Genomic DNA, 17,096 nt, shown 5'->3' with positions numbered 1-17,096 from the left:
AGAGTCGGCTCTAGGTCAAGCCACTACCCTGAACGGCATGGTTGAGGTCACCACGCGTCTGAGCATCGGGCAGGTCGCCGAACGCACCGGCTTGAGCGTGCACGCGCTGCGCTTCTACGAGCACGAGGGCCTCTTCGTCAACCCTGTGCGACGCGGACCTGGCGGACGCCGTGTCTACAGTCAGGACGATGTGGACTGGCTCACCGTCTGCATCATCCTGCGCGCCTCCGGCATGCCCCTGCCCGCGCTACGCCGATACGCCGACCTCGTCAGGCGGGGAGCCGGCAATGAGGAAGAACGACTCACGCTCATGCGCGAGCACCAAGCCCACGTCACCGCCCAGATCGACAGACTCGCCGAGTGCCTGGACCTGATCAGGTTCAAGGTCGGGGTGTATGAGGACCTCCTCGGCCCGGACAGCACCGGCGACCACCAATGTCACGGGCTGACGCCACCATCGCTCTCGGCGGCCAGCGCTTCGCCGCCGCCGAGCATCACCTGACTGGTTCGTGGCCCCGGGCCGCTCCTCAGGCCGTCAGGATCACATGAAGGTTCCGGGGGCCGTGGACGCCCTCGACCCGGTTGAGTTCGATGTCGCTCGTGGCCGACGGTCCACTGATCCAGGTGAGCTGCCGACGCGGATCGAGGCGGGCCACGGCGTCCGGCACTGTCGCGACGACCTGGTCGGCCCGCAGCACGCACACGTGCGTGTCGGGCAGCAGCGTGATGATCCGGCGGCCCTGGTCCGGGCCGCCGTCGAGCACGATGGTGCCGGTCTCGGCGACGGCCAGCGCCGCCCCGGTGACGACACCGTCGGCGGCGGCGATCCGCGCCGCCGTCAGGTCGCCGTCGGGCACCGCGCGGACGGTGTCCGGCAGCCAGTGCCCGGGCAGCCCGGGTGGCACGATGGCCTGCCGGCCGCCGAGCACCTCGTCGACCACCCGGGCGACGTCCGCGTCGGGGCACCGGTGCACCGTGGCCCGGTAGTCGGTGAGCCGGTCCACGAACACGTCCAGGTCGGTCGCGACGGCTCCGGCGGCCCGGTAGTCGCGCGGCACCCCGGCCCGCGCCGGTCCGGGCTCACCCAGGGCGGCGCGCAGTCGACCGAGAACCAGGTCCCGTGCGCTCACCGTCCGGCCCACCACTGACGGAACGTCCGCGGTGGCGGTTCCGGCAGGTCGCGGCTGGCCGTCCAGCCGGACAACGGCGGCGGCAGCCCTCGGCCGCGTCGGCCGGCGAGCCGGCTGAGCTTCGCGGCACGCTGCGCGGCCGCGTACAAGACGGGGTGGTCCATCGTGTACGCGGCGGCGGCCATCGTCGCCGCCTCGGCACGCGGGTGGGGCGCCTGGGCGCGCAGGTGGACCAGGATGGACGGAATGTCGATCAGCACCGGGCAGGCGTCGAAGCAGGCGCCGCAGAGCGACGAGGCGTACGGCAGGGAGGAGTTGTCGGCGACGCCGGTGAGCTGCGGGGAGAGCACCGCGCCGATCGGCCCCGGGTAGACCGAGCCGTAGGCGTGCCCACCGGTGCGTTCGTAGACCGGACAGACGTTGAGGCAGGCGGAGCAGCGGATGCAGTGCAGTGCCTCCCGGCCGACCGGGTCGGCGAGCACGGCGCTGCGCCCGTTGTCCAGCAGCACCAGGTGGAAGGCTTGTGGGCCGTCACCGGGGGTGACTCCGGTCCACATCGAGGTGTACGGGTTCATCCGTTCCCCGGTCGAGGCCCGGGGCAGCAGTTGCAGGAAGACCTCCAGGTCACGCCAGGTCGGGACGACCTTCTCGATGCCCATGACGGTGATCAGGGTCTCCGGCAGGGTCAGGCACATCCGCCCGTTGCCCTCGGACTCGACCACCGCGAGCGTGCCGGACTCGGCGACGGCGAAGTTGGCGCCGGACACGGCCACCCGGGTGCTCAGGAACGTCTCCCGCAGGTGCCGGCGGGCAGCGGCGGCCAGGACTGCCGGCTCGTCGGTGAGCGCCGGGTCGACGCCCGGCATCGCCCGGAGGAAGATCTCCCGGATCTCGGCCCGGTTGCGGTGGATCGCCGGCACCAGGATGTGGCTCGGCCGGTCGTCGCCGAGCTGCACGATCAGCTCGGCGAGGTCGGTCTCGACCGGCTCGATCCCGGCGGCTTCCAGCGCCTCGTTGAGGCCGATCTCCTGGGTGGCCATCGACTTGACCTTCATCACCCGGTCGGCGCCGGCGGCCCGGACCAGGTCGGTGACGATCCGGTTGGCCGCCACCGCGTCGGCGGCCCAGTGCACCGTCCCGCCGGCGCGGGTGACCGCCGCTTCGAGCTGCTCCAGCAGCTCGGGGAGGCGGGCCATGGTGTCAATCTTGATCGCCCGCCCGGCGGCCCGTAGCTGCGGCCAGTCCGGGACCTCGTCGATCACCGCCGCCGATTTCGCCCGGATCGTGGCGGTGGCGTGGCCGAGGTTGCGACGCAGCTGCGGGTCGGCCAGGCCGCGCCGGGCCGCTGCGGGGAAGGGCTCGTCGCCGCGCAGGTGACCGACGCCGCGGGGGGCGGTGGCGGGCATGCCGAGGAAGGTTTCGGTCATCGCGTGCCTCCGGTGGCCGGGTCGGCTTCGGTGCTGGCCAGGATCTCGGCCAGGTGCACGGTGCGTACGCCGGCGCGCAGCCGGGACAGCCCGCCGCCGATGTGCATCAGGCAGGACGCGTCCCCGGCGGCGCACACGTCCGCGCCGGTGGACAGCACGTGGCGCATCTTGTCGACGAGCATCGCCGTGGAGGTGTCCGCGTTCTTCAGCGCGAACGTGCCACCGAAGCCGCAGCACTGCTCCGCCTGGGGCAGCTCCACCAGCTCCAGCCCCCGCACCGCGCGCAGCAGGCGCAGCGGCCGGTCCCCCACCCGCAGCATCCGCAGCGAGTGGCAGGTCGGGTGGTAGGTCACCCGGTGCGGGTACCACGCCTCGACATCGGTGACGTCGAGGACGTCGACGAGGAACTCGGACAGCTCGTACGTGTGCCCGGCGACCTTCTCGGCGCGGCTGGCCAGCCGCTCGTCACCCGCCCGCCGGGCCACCATGGCGTGCTGGTGGCGCACCGAGCCGACGCAGGAGCCGGAGGGAGCCACCACCGCGTCGTACGGGGCGAACGTGCGGACGTACCGGCGGACCAGGCGCAGCGCGTCGTCCGGGTAGCCGGTGTTGACGTGCATCTGGCCGCAGCAGGTCTGCCCCTCGGGGAAGACGACCTCGTGACCGAGGCGCTCCAGCAGCCGCACCGTCGCGACCGCCGCCTGGGGGAACAGCGTGTCGGCCACGCAGGTCACGAACAGCGCGACGCGCATCATCCACCACCCATCCGTGCCTCGGCCGCGGCCCAGGCCGCCCCGTCATCCCGCGGCTCGTACCGGACGAGGTGGTGGGTCTCGCGCAGCAGCGCCCGCAGCGCGGGCAGGTCACCGTGGACGGCGCCGGCGGCGCGGGCCTGCACCAGGATGTTACCGAGCGCGGTGGCCTCGACCGGCCCGGCGACCACCGGCAGCCCGCAGGCGTCGGCGGTGAGCTGGCAGAGCAGGTCGTTGCGGGCGCCGCCGCCGACCACGTGCACGGCGTGGACGTCGCGGCCGGACAGCTCCTGGGCCTGACGGACGGCGCGCCGGTGGGCCAGCGCCAGGCTGTCCAGGATGCAGCGGACCGTGGCGGCTCGGCTGTCCGGCACCGGCTCGCCGGCACGGCGGCAGGCGTCGGCGATCCGGGCCGGCACGTCCCCGGGCGGCAGGAACACCGGGTCGTCCGGGTCGATGACGGACCGGAAGGCCGGTTCGCCGGCCGCCCGCCGGAGCAGGTCCGGCAGGTCGGCCGTGCCCCAGGTGCGCAGCGACTCCTGCAGCAGCCACAGGCCCATCACGTTGCGCAGGTAGCGGGTGGTGCCGTCGATCCCGGTCTCGTTGGTGAAGTTGGCCGTCCGGCTGCCCTCGGTGAGCACGGGCGCGTCGAGTTCGACGCCGGCCAGCGACCAGGTGCCGCAGGAGATGTACGCGAACCGGTCGCCGGTCGCCGGCACGCCGACGACCGCGGAGGCGGTGTCGTGCGAGGCGACCGCCACCACGTCGGGTGTGCCGGGCAGGCCGAGGTCGGACCGGACCGGACCGATCCGCGTGCCCGGTGGGTGCAGGGCCGGGAACAGGTCGGCGGGAATGCCGGCCTCGGCCATCAGGTCGGTGGCCCAGGCGTGTCGGCGCAGGTCGTAGAGCTGGGTGGTCGAGGCGTTGGTGAGTTCGGCGCCGAGCCGGCCGGTGAGCCAGTAGGTGATCAGGTCGGGGATGAGCAGCAGCCGGTGGGCGGTGTCGAGCTGCGGGGTGCCGGCCGCCGCGACGAGCTGGTAGAGCGTGTTGAACGGCAGTCGCTGCAGGCCGGTGGTGGCGTAGAGCCGGTCCTCCCCCAGTTTCCCGGCCACCCGCTCGGCGACCCCGTCGGTGCGCGGATCGCGGTAGTGCACCGGGTTGCCCAGCAGCGCGCCGGAGGCGTCGATCAGCCCGTAGTCGACCGCCCACGAGTCGACGCCGATGCTGCGCACCGGCCCGGCGGCACGCAGGCCGTCGAGGACGCCGCGCCACAGCCCGAGGATGTCCCAGTGCAGGGTGCCACCGGCGCGGACCGGCTCGTTCGGGAACCGGTGCGCCTCGGTGAGCTCCACCCGACCTGCGCCGACGCGACCGACCATGACCCGGCCGCTGGACGCGCCGAGGTCGACCGCCGCGACGCCGACGACGCCGCTCACCGGAGGAAGGCCGCCGCGACGCCGGCGTCCACCGGGATGTGCAGCCCGGTGGTGTGGGACAGGTCCCCGCCGGTGAGCACGAAGACGGCGTTGGCGATGTGCTCCGGCAGCACCTCCCGCTTGAGCAGGGTGCGCTGGGCGTAGAACTCGCCGAGTTTCTCCTCCGGCACGCCGTAGACGGCGGCGCGTTGGGCGCCCCAGCCGCCGGCGAAGATGCCGGAGCCGCGTACCACGCCGTCGGGGTTGATGCCGTTGACCCGGACGCCGTGGTCACCCAGCTCGGCGGCGAGCAGCCGCACCTGGTGGGCCTGGTCGGCCTTGGCCGCGCCGTACGCCACGTTGTTCGGGCCGGCGAACAGGGAGTTCTTGCTGGAGATGTAGACGATGTCGCCGCCCATGCCCTGGTCGATGAGCACCCGGGCGGTCTCGCGCGAGACCAGGAAGGAACCCTTGGCCATCACGTCGTGCTGGATGTCCCAGTCCGCCTCCGTGGTGTCCAGCAGCGACTTCGACAGTGACAGCCCGGCGTTGTTGACCACCAGGTCCAGGCCGCCGTAGGCCAGCACCGCCGCGCGGACCGCGTCCGCCACCGCCGGCGCGTCGGTGACGTCGAGCGGTACGGCCATCGCGACGTCCGGGCCGCCCAACTCGTCGGCGACCGTCGCGGCGGCGGCGCCGTCGCGGTCGGTGACCACCACACAGGCGCCCTCGGCGGCGAGCCGGTGGGCGATCGCCCGGCCGATGCCGGATCCCGCGCCGGTGACCAGCGCGATCCGGGTGGCCAACGGCTTCGGCTCGGGCATCCGCGCGAGCTTGGCCTCTTCGAGCGCCCAGTACTCGATGCGGAACTTCTCCGCCTCGTCGATCGGCGCGTACGTCGACACCGACTCGGCGCCGCGCATCACGTTGATCGCGTTGACGTAGAACTCGCCGGCGACCCGGGCGGTCTGCTTGTTCGCGCCGTAGCTGAACATGCCGACGCCGGGGACGAGGACGATCGCCGGGTCCGCGCCGCGCATCGGCGGGCTGTCCGGACCGGCGTGCCGCTGGTAGTAGGCGCGGTAGTCGTCACGGTAGGTGGCGTGCAGCTCCCGCAGCCGCGCCACGGCGTCCTCGACCGGCGCCGACGGCGGCAGGTCGAGCACCATCGGGCGGACCTTGGTGCGCAGGAAGTGGTCCGGGCAGGAAGTGCCGAGCGCGGCGAGCGCCGGGTGCCGCTCGCGGGCCACGAAGTCGAGCACGGCGTCGCTGTCGGTGAAGTGCCCGACCTGCGGCCGGTCGGTGGAGGCCAGCCCGCGCAGGACCGGCGCCAGCGCGGCGGCGCGGGCGCGCCGCCGCGCCTCGGGCAGCGGTTCGTATCCGGCGACCACCGGGCCGAACGGCTCGGGCCGGCCCCGCTCGTCGAGGTACGCCTGCGCGACTCTGATGATCTCCCGCGAGTTGCGCTCGCACTCCTCGCTCGTGGCACCCCAGGCGGTGATGCCGTGGCCGCCCAGGACGACGCCGATCGCCTGCGGGTGGGCCTTCGCCACCGCGGCGATGTCGAGACCGAGCTGGAAGCCGGGCCGGCGCCACGGCACCCAGCGCACCCGGTCGCCGAAGATCTCCCTGGTGAGTTCCGGTCCGTCGGCTGCGGTGGCGATCGCGATGCCGGCGTCGGGGTGCAGGTGATCGACGTGCGGGGCGTCGACCAGTGCGTGCATCGCGGTGTCGATCGACGGGGCGGCGCCGCCGCGCCCGTGCAGGCAGTAGTCGAACGCGGCGACCATCTCGTCCTCCCGCTCGACGCCGGGATGGACGTCGACCAGGGCGCGCAGCCGGTCCAGCCGCAGCACCGCCAGGCCGGCCTCGGTGAGGGTGCCGAGATCACCGCCGGAGCCCTTGACCCACAGCAGTTCCACCGGCCCGCCGGTCACCGGGTCGACGGTCACACCCTTTGCGGACGTGTTGCCGCCGGCGTAGTTGGTCGTGGTCGGGTCGGCGCCGAGCCGGTTGCTGCGGGCCACGAGTGCCTGAACCTCGGAATGCATCGTCTCTCGTCCTTCGTCTGCGTTGCTCAGGTGGCGCTCAGGCATCCCAGCCGGCCTGCTGCCCGCCGACACGTTCGGCGCGGATCCTGTCGAAGTAGCCGGAGCGGGCGTACGCGGCCATCGGATCAGGGTCCAGGCCCAGATCGGCGCGCAGCTCGGCGAGCAGTGGCCGCACGTCGCTGTTGTACGCGTCCATCAGCACCGCGTTCGCGGCGAGCACGTCACCGGCCCGCTGGGCGGCGGCGAGCGCGTCTGCGTCCACCGACAGGGCCTTGGCGGTGGCCTCCTGCACGTTGAGCACCGAGCGGATGACTGCGGGGATCTTCGGCTCGATGTTGTGGCACTGGTCGAGCATGAAGGCGATCCCGGCCTCCGGGTGCAGGGCGTCGCCGCGGACGATCTCGTACATGATGCGGAACAGTTGGAACGGGTCGGCGGAGCCGACCATGAGGTCGTCGTCGGCGTAGAAGCGGGAGTTGAAGTCGAACGCGCCGAGCCTGCCGGCCCGCAGCAGGAACGCCACGATGAACTCTATGTTGGTTCCCGGTGCGTGGTGCCCGGTGTCGATGACGACCTGCGCCTTCGGCCCGAGTTCCAGGCAGTGCGCGTACGCGGTGCCCCAGTCGGGCACGTCGGTGGCGTAGAAGGCCGGCTCGAACAACTTGTACTCCAGCAGCATCCGCTGGTCGTCGCCGAGCCGGTCGTAGGTCTCGCGCAGGGCGGCGGCGAGTCGGTCCTGCCGGGTCCGCAGGTCGTCCTGGCCGGGGTAGTTGGTGCCGTCGGAGAACCAGAGCTTCAGGTCGCGGGAGCCGGTGCGGTCCATGATGTCCACGCACTCGAGCAGGTGGTCGACGGCCTTGCGGCGTACGCCCGGGTCGGGGTTGGTGACGCTGCCGAGCTTGTAGTCGTTGTCCTGGAAGACGTTGGCGTTGATCGCACCCAGGGTGACGCCCTGGTCGGTGGCGTACCGGGCCAGGTCGGCGTAGTCGTCGACCCGGTCCCAGGGGATGTGCAGCGCGACGGTCGGTGCCACCCCGGTGAGGCGGTGCACGACGGCGGCGTCGGCGACCTTCTCGTACGGGTCGCGCGGCACACCCTCCTGGGCGAAGACCTTGAACCGGGTGCCGGAGTTGGCGTACGCCCAGGACGGGGTCTCGATGCGCTGCGCGCGCAGCGCCTGCTTGACCCGGTCGCGGGTCGCGTCGTTCTGGGTCATGGGGTTTCTCCCGTCCCGGCGGCGGGTTGCGCCTCGAGGTTGACGATCTCGTCCAGCGGCCGCATCGAGCGGCCGGCCGTCAGAACTGGAACTGGTCGATGTTGTTCTTGTCGAAGATGGTGGGCGGACCGAGGACGACCACGCCGTCCTTGCCGACGGTGAACTCGCCGAGCTTGCCGGCCTTGAACTTCTCCCCCTCGGCGCCGGTGATCTGGCCGGAGGCCAGCGCCGCGCCGGCGTAGGCGGCGAGGTAGCCGAGGTCCGCCGGGCTCCACAGGGCGAACGCGTCGACGGTGCCGTCCTTGACGTACTGGCGCATCTGGTTCGGGGTGCCGAGACCGGTCAGCTTGACCTTGCCCTTGTACTGGGAGCCGCTCAGGTAGCGGGCGGCGGCGGCGACGCCGACGGTGGTCGGCGAGATGACGCCCTTCAGGTTCGGATACGACTGGAGCAGGCCCTGCATCTCCTGGAAGGACTTCTGGTCCTCGTCGTTGCCGTACGCCACGGTGACCAGCTTGATCTTGCTGTACTCGGGCTTCTTCAGCTCCGTCCTCATCAGCTCGATCCAGGCGTTCTGGTTGGTCGCGTTGGCGGTCGCCGACAGGATGGCGATCTCACCCTCGCCGCCGATCTGGTCGGAGATCAGCTTGACCTGGTTCTCCGCGATGCCCTGGGCGGTCACCTGGTTGACGAAGACCTGGCGGCACTCGGGCTTGGTGTCGGAGTCGAAGGTGACGATCTTCGCGCCGGCGGCCTTCGCCTGGTTGAGCGCCCCGCAGATGGCGTTCGGGTCGTTGGCCGAGGTCACGATGACGTCCATGCCCTGCTGGGAGAGCGTGTTGATGTAGCTGACCTGGGACGAGGCGCTGGCCTCGGAGGGGCCGGCCTCCTTGTACTCGCCCTTGATCTCGGTGACCGCCTCCTTGCCGCCGCTGTCGGCGACGGTGAAGTAGGGGTTGTTGAGCTGCTTGGGCAGGAAGGCGATCTTGAGCCCTTCCTTGACCGCGGCGTTCGGGTCGGCGGCGCCGCTGGCCTGGCTCCCGCCGCCGTCGTTGCCGGAGTTGTCGCGGGTGGTGCCGCCGCACGCGGTGGTGCCGAGTACGAGGGCGCCGAGGGTCAGGGCGGTGGCTCCGAGACGGAGCCGGCGGGAGACGAGCATGTCCTCTGCCTTTCGGGGGGGGTGGGGGACGTGTGGGTGCGGGGGGGGGAAGGAGCGTTACGGTGCGGTGACCTGTGCCCGCTGCCGTCGTCGGTGCAGGCGGGCCCGCAGGTCCGCGGCCACGTTGGGCAGGACCACCGAGACGATGAGCAGCGAGCCGGTGACGATGGTCAGGGCGTTGGCGTCGACGTCGGCGAGCTGCAGCGCGTTGCGCAGCACACCGAGGAGCAGGACACCGGCCAGCACGCCGAGCAGCGCGCCCCGGCCGCCGAAGATGGACACGCCGCCGAGCAGCACGGCGGTCACCACGGTCAACTCCAAGCCGGTGGCGTTGTCGCCGCGGGCGCTGGCGTAGCGCAGCGTCCAGAAGATGCCGACCAGCCCCGAGATCGCCCCCGAGGCCACGAAGAGCCAGAACTTCGTCCGGGCCACGGAGACGCCGGCGAACGTCGCGGCCTCGTCGTTGTTGCCCATCGCGTAGAGCGCCCGCCCGATCGGCGTGGCGTGCAGGACGACGCCGAAGACCAGCGCCAGCACCGCCACCGGGACGACCATCACTGGGATGGACGTGCCCGGGACCGGCTGCATCACGGCGGCGGTCCAGTCGGCCGGGAAGTCGGCGACCGCCTGGTCACCGAGGAGGACGAACGACAGTCCGCGGTACAGCGCGAGGGTGCCGATGGTGACCGCCAGCGACGGCAGGCCGAAGCCGGTGACGAACAACCCGTTGACCGCCCCGATCAGCGCGCCGGTGAGCACCACGAGCAGGCAGATCAGCTCCAGCGCCAGCCCGCTGGACAGCCACAGCCGGCCCAGCAGGGCGCTGCACAGGCCGACCATGCTGGCCACCGAGAGGTCGATCTCGCCGGTGACCACGATGAGGGTCATCGGCAGCGCCAGCAGGGCCAGCGGCACCAGGTCGAGCAGGAGGAACTGGGTGTTGCGGCCGGTGGCGAAGTTCGGTACCGCCACGCTGGCCAGCACCAGGACGATCGCCAGCGCGGCCACGATCGCCGTGTCCCACGAGCCCAGCCGGCCACGCAGGCCGGCCAGGCGTCCGGGTTCGCGTTCGGCGCCGGTGGGCGGGGCGGTGTACAGGCTGTCATGCGCCATGGGCGCTTCTCCCTCGGAGCCGGGCCGCCGTCCGCAGAGCCAGGAGCCGGTCGAGGCCGACGGCGGCGAGGATGAGCGCGCCGACCACGGCCTGCTGCCAGAACGGATCGATGCGCAGGACTGCCAGTGAGCTGCCGATCGTGGTCAGCAGCACGGCGCCGAGCGCCGCGCCGTACACGCTCCCGCTGCCGCCGAAGATCGCCACACCGCCGACCACCGCGGCGGCGACGACCTGGAGTTCCAGGCCGGTGCCGGCGGCCGCGTCGAGCGTGCCGAACCGGGCCGCATGGAGCACGCCGGCGAGCCCGGCGAGCGCGCCGTTGGCGACGAAGACGGCGAACACCCGCCGGCCGACCGGGATGCCGGACAGCCGGGCGGCGGCCGGCTCGGAGCCGATCGCGTACAGCTCCCGGCCGCTGCGGTAGGAGCGCAGGTAGAAGCCCGCGACCGCGACCACCGTCACGGCGACCAGGAAGAGCAGCGGTACGCCGAGCACGGTCTGGTTGCCCAGGCGCAGGAATTCCCGGGGCATGTCGGCGGCGTTGATCTGCCGCCCGGCGGCCCAGTAGTAGTCGATGCCGCGGAAGGCGTAGAGCGTGCCGAGCGTGATGACCAGCGCGGGCACCCGGGCGACCGCGATCAGCCCGCCGTTCACCGCGCCGCACACGGCGCCGAGGGCGATGCCCAGCAGCACCGCGACCGGCCACGGAGTGCCGGGCGCGGCGAGGAAGAGCTCGCCGGTGGCGAACGCGACCAGCCCCAGGACCGATCCGACCGACAGGTCCACGTTGCGGGTGACGATGACCAGCGTCTGGCCGACTGCCAGGATGACCAGGATGGTGCAGCCCAGCAGCAGGTCCTTGACGCTCTGGCCGCTGAGGAAGCGGTCGTTGTGGAGCGTGGTGACCAGGATCAGCGCGGCGAGCGCGAGCAGCAGGCTCAGCTCGCGTACGGCCAGCAGTCGCTGGGCGAGCCCGCCGCCGGGACGTACGGTGGCGGCGATCAGGTCGGTCGCGCCGGTGTCGGTGCGGCTCATGCGGTTGCTCCCTGACCGGTGGCGGCGAGCATGACGGACGTCTCGTCGGCCTCGTCGCGGGTCAGTTCGCGGACCACGCGCCCCTCGTGCATGACCAGGACCCGGTCGGCCATGCCCAGCACCTCGGGCAGCTCACTACTGATCATCAGGATGCCCAGCCCCTCGCCGGCCAGCTCGGACAGCAGCCGGTGGACCTCCGCCTTGGTGCCGACGTCGATGCCCCGGGTGGGCTCGTCGACGATCAGCACCCCTGGTCGGGTGGCGAGCCACTTGGCGAGCACCACCTTCTGCTGGTTGCCGCCGGACAGGGTGCCCACCGGTGCGGCGAGCCGGGCGGTCCTGACCTGCAACCGGCGGGTCCACTGCCGCGCCTCGGCCCGTTCCGCGCCGCCAAGCAGCAGACCCAGCCGGGACAGCGCGCCCCGGCGGGCCAGGGTGGCGTTGCGCTCGACCGACAGCTCCATGACCAGGCCCTGCTGGCGCCGGTCCTCCGGGACCAGCGCCATCCCGGCGGCGATCGCCGCGCCCGGCTTGCCCCGGGGCAGGAGTGCGCCCGCGACCCGGACCTCGCCGGCGTCCGGCCGGTCGACCCCGAAGACGGCTCGCGCGACCTCGCTGCGCCCGGCCCCGACCAGCCCGGCCAGGGCGACGATCTCGCCGCCCCGGACGCTGAAGGAGACGTCGGCGAAGACGCCGGCGCGACTGAGGCCCCGGACCTCCAGCAGGGTGTCGCGCAGCTCGGCCTCCTGTTTCGGAAACAGCGAGTCGACGTCCCGGCCGACCATGCGCCGCACCACCTCGTCGACGGTGAGCTCGGCGGTCCGGTCGCTGGAGACCCACGCTCCGTCGCGCAGCACGGTCAGCCGCTGGCACAGCGCGAACACCTCGTCGAAGCGGTGCGAGATGAACAGCACCGCCGCGCCCCGCTCGCACAGCGACCGGGCGACGGAGAACAGTCGCTCCACCTCGACGCCGGAGAGCGCGGCGGTGGGTTCGTCCATCACCAAGACCCGGGCGTCGAAGGTCAGCGCCTTGGCGATCTCGACGAGTTGCTGATCGGCGATGGACAGCCCGCGCGCCGGGCGGGCGGGGTCGATCCGGACGCCGAGACGCTCGAACAGCCGCTCGGCGGACCGGTTCATCTCCCGGGTGTCGATGCGGCGCAGGCTCCGCAGCGGTTGCCGACCCATGTAGATGTTCTCCGCGACGGTCAGGTCGGGGAACAGCGTCGGCTCCTGGTGGATGACGGCGATGCCGGCGGCTCGGGCGTCGGCGGGCCCGCGCAGCACCAGCGGCTCGCCGTCGAGCGTCAGCCGGCCGGAGTCCGGGGCGTGCGCACCGGCGAGGATCTTGACGAGGGTGGACTTGCCCGCACCGTTCTCACCGACCAGCGCGTGGGCCTCACCGGAACGGAGTTCCAGATGGACCCCCCGGAGCGCCGCGACGGCGCCGAACGACTTCCTGATGTCGTCGAGGACGAGCAGCGGTGGCCCGTCCGTACCGCCGGCGTCGGGGCTCATCCGACCCCCTTCTGAATCGTTTCACGTGGACCTGGGTTAGGACGGTAGGTGGGCTCTCATCGATGCGTCAAGGGTTCGCGGGCATCTCTCGACCACGTCTCGGCCATCCGCCTGAAACGTTTTAAGAGGCGATAGACTGCCCCCGATCGGGCGTCCCGGACGGGGGATGCGAGCACGACCGGTAAGGAAGCCATGGCAGGGGCAAGCATCAAGGAGGTGGCACGGCATGCCGGGGTGTCCCTGGGCACGGTGAGCAACGTGCTCAACCGGCCGGACAGCGTCACCCCCGCCACCCGGCAGCGGGTCCTCGACGCCATCGCCGAACTCGGCTACGTGCGCAACGACTCCGCGCGGCAGCTTCGCGCCGGCCACAGCCGCACCGTCGCCATCGTCGTCCTCGACGTCGCCAACCCCTTCTTCACCGACGTGGTACGTGGCGCGGAACGGGTGATCGAGCAGGCCGGGGCCATGCTCGTGGTCTGCAACAGCGGCGAGGACAGCGCCCGGGAACGCCGGCACCTCGAACTGCTCGAGGAGCAGCGGGTGCGGGGCGTGCTCATCACGCCGGTCGGCCACGGCCGCCAGCCCGACCTGGAACGGCTGCACCAGCGCGGCATCCCGGTGGTGCTCGTCGACCGCGGCTCCGGCCAGGCCAGCCGGTGCTCGGTCGCGGTCGACGACGTCACCGGCGGCCGGCTGGCCATGGAGCACCTGCTGGAGCAGGGGCACCGCCGCATCGCCTACCTCGGCGGCCCGTTCTCCATCCAGCAGGTCGCCGACCGGCACGCCGGCGCCGCCGCCGCGCTGGCCGAAGGGAACTCCACAGTCGAGCTACGCGTGGCGGCCACCACCACGCTGACCGTGGCTGCCGGTCGGCGGGCCGCCGAGGAACTGCTCGCCCTGCCCGCCCGGCAGCGTCCGACCGCCGTGTTCTGCGCCAACGACCTGATCGCCCTCGGCGTGCTGCAGGAGCTGACCGGCCGAGGGCTGCGGGTGCCCGACGACGTGGCGATCGTCGGCTACGACGACATCGAGTTCGCCGGGGCCGCCGCCGTCCCGCTCTCCTCGGTCCGCCAACCGCGTGAACGACTCGGCCGCACCGCGGCCCAACTGCTGCTGGAGGAGGCCGACGCCGGGGAGACGCACCGGCACCGGCACGTCGTGTTCCAACCGGAACTCGTCGTACGCCGCTCCAGCGAGCACCGTCGGAACTGACCGGCGCCACGGCAGCACGCCCCCCGGTCCACGCCGCCACCCTCCGCCCTGGTCCGCTGAGCTGACGGGCCGAACACAACTTTGACAAGGTGTACGACAAGCGGACGGAGCATCACATGACAGAGATCGACCTACCTCTGCCTCCCGTTGTCGATGCCGAAGCGTGGGCGGAAGCGCGGCGCGTGCTTCTCCTGCAGGAGAAGGCGCTCACGCGGCTGAAGGACTCCGTCGCGGCCATGCGGCGGCGGCTGCCCGTCGTGGAGGTCACCACCCCCTACGTCTTCGAAGGGGCCGAAGGCCCGGTGAGTCTCCTCGACCTCTTCGGAGACCGGCCGCAGCTCATCGTGCAGCACTTCATGTTCGCCGGAGACTGGGAGGAAGGATGTGACGGCTGTTCGATGATGGCCGATCACATCGGCCCTCTCAGCCACCTGCAGGCGCGACGTACATCGTTCGCGCTCGTGTCCCGTGCACCGATCGAGAAGCTCACGGCATTCCGAACGCGGATGGGATGGAAACTGCCGTGGGTGTCTTCCGGAGGGACGAGCTTCAACGACGACTTCGGTGCCACCCAGGACGGTGAGGAACGGCAGGCGATCAGCGTCTTCATCCGACGCCGCGACCGCATATTCCATTCGTGGTCGACGTTCGCCCGGGGCGAGGAGCCGTTCATGCTCGTCTTCGACCTCCTCGACCTCACCCCCTACGGGCGGCAGGAGTCCTGGGAGGATTCCCCCGAAGGGTGGCCGCAGGAGTCGACCTACTCCTGGATGCGGCTGCACGACCGTTACGGCGCCGAGGCTGACCCGTGCGCACACCACGCAGCACCCCCGCACCCCTGACGCGTCAGGTATCCGGCCTCGACATCGGCCAGTGGTCCCAGCGCTTGGCACAGGATGTCCAGCCGCGCGCCGAGATGGTCAGTTCTGGAGTGCTCGTTGCAGGACGGCGCGAAGGTGCTCCGGGTCGGCGGGTCCGTTGTCGAGGAGTATCGCGGTGCAGAGCCCGTCGGAGGCAGCCACCACTCCGGCGATGGCGACGGGGTCGTCGGTGAGGGCGGCGCAGAGTTCGGCGACGTTCTCCCGCCACCGGCGCGCCACGGGCCGCAGCACGGGCCTGCGGGCTGCGAGGGTGGCGAGTTCCCGTTCGGCCAGCGCACGCTCGCGGCCCGCACCGGCGGTCTCGGCGATGAGTTCGGCCAGGCCGGCGAGCTTGTCGCCGGGGCTGTCGATGATCTGGCGGATGCGGGCGGTGTAGGCGTCGGCGACGCTGGTCAGGGCGGCGACGAGCAGGTCGTCGAGGGTGGTGAAGTAGTAGGTGCTCAAGGACGTCGTGATGCCGGCCTGTTTGGCGACCGTGCGGTGGGTGACGCCTGCGGCGCCGTCACGGGTGACAACCGCCAGGGTGGCCTCGATGATCTCGGCCCGGCGTCTCGCGCCGCGGGCGAAGCGTCCGTCGGCGGTTTCGGGCTCGTCCCTGCCGGCCATCTCCACCTCCTCACGACTCCCATCCCGAGGATAGTCGGACCATCGTTCAAACGTCGGCGTCGGTGTGCTGCGCCCGTCCGAGTTGGGGCACGTGGCGCAGCATGCGCAGGCACAGCACCGTGGCGGCGGCGATCGAGAACCCGGCGACCACGGTGGCGACGTTCAGCCCCGTGGTGAAGGCGAGCTGGGCATCGACCAGCGCGGCGGGTGGGAGGTCGGTGGCGATCGCGACGGCGCTGCTGAGGCTGTCGGTCAGTGCCGTCGCTTCCCCGTCGGACAGGCCGGCTGGCACGGTCAGGCGGGTGCGGTAGATGGCGGTGGTCAGGCTTCCCAGGATGGCCACGCCGATGGCGATGCCGAGTTCCTGGACGGTTTCGGACAGCGACGCTGCCGAACCGGACTTCGCCGCCGGTGCGGCGCCGACGACGATGTCGGTGCCCAGGGCGGCGATCGCGCCCAGGCCGAGGTAGACGAATGCGAACCCCGCGGCCACCGGCAGCTCGTCGTCCAGGCCGGCGGTAGCCAACAGGGCATAGCCGACCAGCGAAACGCCCAGTGTGCCGCCCATGACGTAGCCCGGCCGGATGCGCCGGGCGAGCACGGGCGCGCCGATGCCGGCGGCGAACATCGCCAGCGCGGGTGGCCCCATCCACAGGCCCGCCACGAACGGACTCAACCCTTCCACCAGTTGCAGGTACTGCGTGACGAGGTACATGGTGCCGCCCATACCTACGAGTCCGACCAGCAGCACGGTCAGCGCGACGCTGAATGCCCGGTTCCTGAACAGGGAGACATCCAGCAGCGGGTCGGCCAGGCGGGATTGCCGGCGCCAGAACGCCGTGCCGGCGATCACCCCCACCACCACGGCGATGACGACGCTGGCATCGAAGCCCTCGCCGGCAGCGTGCTTGACGGCATAGACGATCGGAAGGATCGCCGTCAGCGACAATGCCACGCTGGTCAGGTCGAGCCGACCGGCATGCGGGTCCGCGTACTCCGGCAGCAGCGCCCGCCCCAACAGCACGATCGCCGCGACCGGCACCGCGAACAGGAATGCGGCACCCCACCAGAAGCGGTCGACCAGCACACCGCCGACGATCGGCCCGGCCGCCATCCCGGCGGCGAACGTCGTGGCCCACACCCCGATCGCCACCGCGCGCTGCTGCGCGTCAGGGAACATGTTCGAGATCAGCGACAGCGTGGACGGCATCAGCGTCGCACCAGCGACCCCCAGCAGGGCGCGTGCGGCGATCAGCAGCTCGGCGCTCGGCGCGAACGCCGCGAGCACCGAGACCGCCGCGAACGCAGCGATCCCGATCATCAGCAACCGGCGCCGTCCGACACGGTCCCCCAGGGTGCCCATCGTGACGAGGAACCCGGCCAGCAGGAAGCCGTAGGCATCCATGATCCACAGCGTCTGCGTCGCCGACGGCGCGAGGTCGGCCGCCATGGCCGGCAGCACCAGATACAGCACCGTCACGTCCAGTCCCAGCAGAAACGTGGGAAGCGCCAACAGGGCCATCCCCGCCCACGCCCGCGTGCCCGCGGATGCGGTGGCTCGTCCGCTCATCAGCT

At 71.9% G+C, this 17,096-nt stretch carries 15 protein-coding genes; 3 read left to right on the top strand and 12 right to left on the bottom strand.

Annotated features, from left to right (window positions below; genetic code table 11):
- The first annotated feature begins 37 nt into the window (after positions 1 to 37).
- Entirely contained in the window at positions 38 to 502 is a 465-nt protein-coding gene (locus tag AC0OO9_RS26625; RefSeq protein WP_484513199.1) for a MerR family transcriptional regulator, read from the top strand.
- 25 nt (positions 503 to 527) lie between these two features.
- Here AC0OO9_RS26625 and AC0OO9_RS26620 read toward each other — a convergent pair whose 3' ends face one another.
- From AC0OO9_RS26620 to AC0OO9_RS26575, 10 genes are all read right to left on the bottom strand, one after another.
- Entirely contained in the window at positions 528 to 1,130 is a 603-nt protein-coding gene (locus tag AC0OO9_RS26620; RefSeq protein ID WP_484513198.1) for a LutC/YkgG family protein, read from the bottom strand.
- Positions 1,127 to 2,557 (bottom strand): lactate utilization protein B, encoded by a 1,431-nt coding sequence (locus AC0OO9_RS26615; RefSeq protein ID WP_484513197.1) that lies wholly within the window; start codon positions 2,555 to 2,557, stop codon positions 1,127 to 1,129. The genes AC0OO9_RS26620 and AC0OO9_RS26615 overlap by 4 nt, the downstream gene beginning before the upstream one ends.
- Positions 2,554 to 3,309, bottom strand: a complete 756-nt coding sequence (locus AC0OO9_RS26610) for a (Fe-S)-binding protein (protein ID WP_484513196.1) — start codon at positions 3,307 to 3,309, stop codon at positions 2,554 to 2,556. The genes AC0OO9_RS26615 and AC0OO9_RS26610 overlap by 4 nt, the downstream gene beginning before the upstream one ends.
- Positions 3,309 to 4,745: a rhamnulokinase gene (locus AC0OO9_RS26605; RefSeq protein WP_484513195.1), complete on the bottom strand. Its 1,437-nt coding sequence runs from the start codon at positions 4,743 to 4,745 to the stop codon at positions 3,309 to 3,311. Before AC0OO9_RS26605 ends, AC0OO9_RS26610 begins: the two co-directional genes overlap by 1 nt.
- Positions 4,742 to 6,775, bottom strand: a complete 2,034-nt coding sequence (locus AC0OO9_RS26600) for a bifunctional aldolase/short-chain dehydrogenase (RefSeq protein ID WP_484513194.1) — start codon at positions 6,773 to 6,775, stop codon at positions 4,742 to 4,744. Before AC0OO9_RS26600 ends, AC0OO9_RS26605 begins: the two co-directional genes overlap by 4 nt.
- Before the next feature lie 37 nt (positions 6,776 to 6,812).
- The gene (gene rhaI / locus AC0OO9_RS26595; RefSeq protein ID WP_484513192.1) at positions 6,813 to 7,991 is read right to left on the bottom strand and encodes an L-rhamnose isomerase; all 1,179 of its coding nucleotides are present in this window, start codon (positions 7,989 to 7,991) and stop codon (positions 6,813 to 6,815) included.
- 79 nt (positions 7,992 to 8,070) lie between these two features.
- Positions 8,071 to 9,150, bottom strand: coding sequence for a rhamnose ABC transporter substrate-binding protein (gene rhaS / locus AC0OO9_RS26590; RefSeq protein ID WP_484513190.1), 1,080 nt, complete (start codon positions 9,148 to 9,150; stop codon positions 8,071 to 8,073).
- Between the two features lie 57 nt (positions 9,151 to 9,207).
- On the bottom strand, positions 9,208 to 10,263 hold the full coding sequence (locus AC0OO9_RS26585; protein ID WP_484513188.1) for an ABC transporter permease: 1,056 nt from the start codon (positions 10,261 to 10,263) through the stop codon (positions 9,208 to 9,210).
- Positions 10,253 to 11,299 carry an ABC transporter permease gene (locus AC0OO9_RS26580; RefSeq protein ID WP_484513186.1) on the bottom strand — a complete coding sequence of 349 codons (1,047 nt, stop codon included), beginning with the start codon at positions 11,297 to 11,299 and terminating at the stop codon, positions 10,253 to 10,255. Before AC0OO9_RS26580 ends, AC0OO9_RS26585 begins: the two co-directional genes overlap by 11 nt.
- A complete protein-coding gene (locus AC0OO9_RS26575) occupies positions 11,296 to 12,819 on the bottom strand; it encodes a sugar ABC transporter ATP-binding protein (RefSeq protein ID WP_484513184.1) in 1,524 nt (507 codons plus the stop codon). The genes AC0OO9_RS26580 and AC0OO9_RS26575 overlap by 4 nt, the downstream gene beginning before the upstream one ends.
- A gap of 216 nt (positions 12,820 to 13,035) precedes the next feature.
- Between AC0OO9_RS26575 and AC0OO9_RS26570 the strand changes: the two genes are divergently transcribed.
- Positions 13,036 to 14,034: a LacI family DNA-binding transcriptional regulator gene (locus tag AC0OO9_RS26570; RefSeq protein WP_484513182.1), complete on the top strand. Its 999-nt coding sequence runs from the start codon at positions 13,036 to 13,038 to the stop codon at positions 14,032 to 14,034.
- Positions 14,035 to 14,150: 116 nt separating this feature from the next.
- The gene (locus tag AC0OO9_RS26565; protein ID WP_484513180.1) at positions 14,151 to 14,876 is read left to right on the top strand and encodes a DUF899 domain-containing protein; all 726 of its coding nucleotides are present in this window, start codon (positions 14,151 to 14,153) and stop codon (positions 14,874 to 14,876) included.
- A gap of 78 nt (positions 14,877 to 14,954) precedes the next feature.
- Here AC0OO9_RS26565 and AC0OO9_RS26560 read toward each other — a convergent pair whose 3' ends face one another.
- A complete protein-coding gene (locus AC0OO9_RS26560; protein ID WP_484513178.1) occupies positions 14,955 to 15,521 on the bottom strand; it encodes a TetR/AcrR family transcriptional regulator in 567 nt (188 codons plus the stop codon).
- A 46-nt stretch (positions 15,522 to 15,567) separates the two neighbouring features.
- A complete protein-coding gene (locus tag AC0OO9_RS26555) occupies positions 15,568 to 17,091 on the bottom strand; it encodes an MFS transporter (protein ID WP_484513176.1) in 1,524 nt (507 codons plus the stop codon).
- Between the last annotated feature and the right edge of the window lie 5 nt (positions 17,092 to 17,096).

The sequence above is a fragment of the Micromonospora sp. USAFONa4 genome (assembly GCF_057197825.1).
Note: the sequence above shows the minus strand (reverse complement) of the source record. Positions and strands in the feature narration are given on the sequence as shown.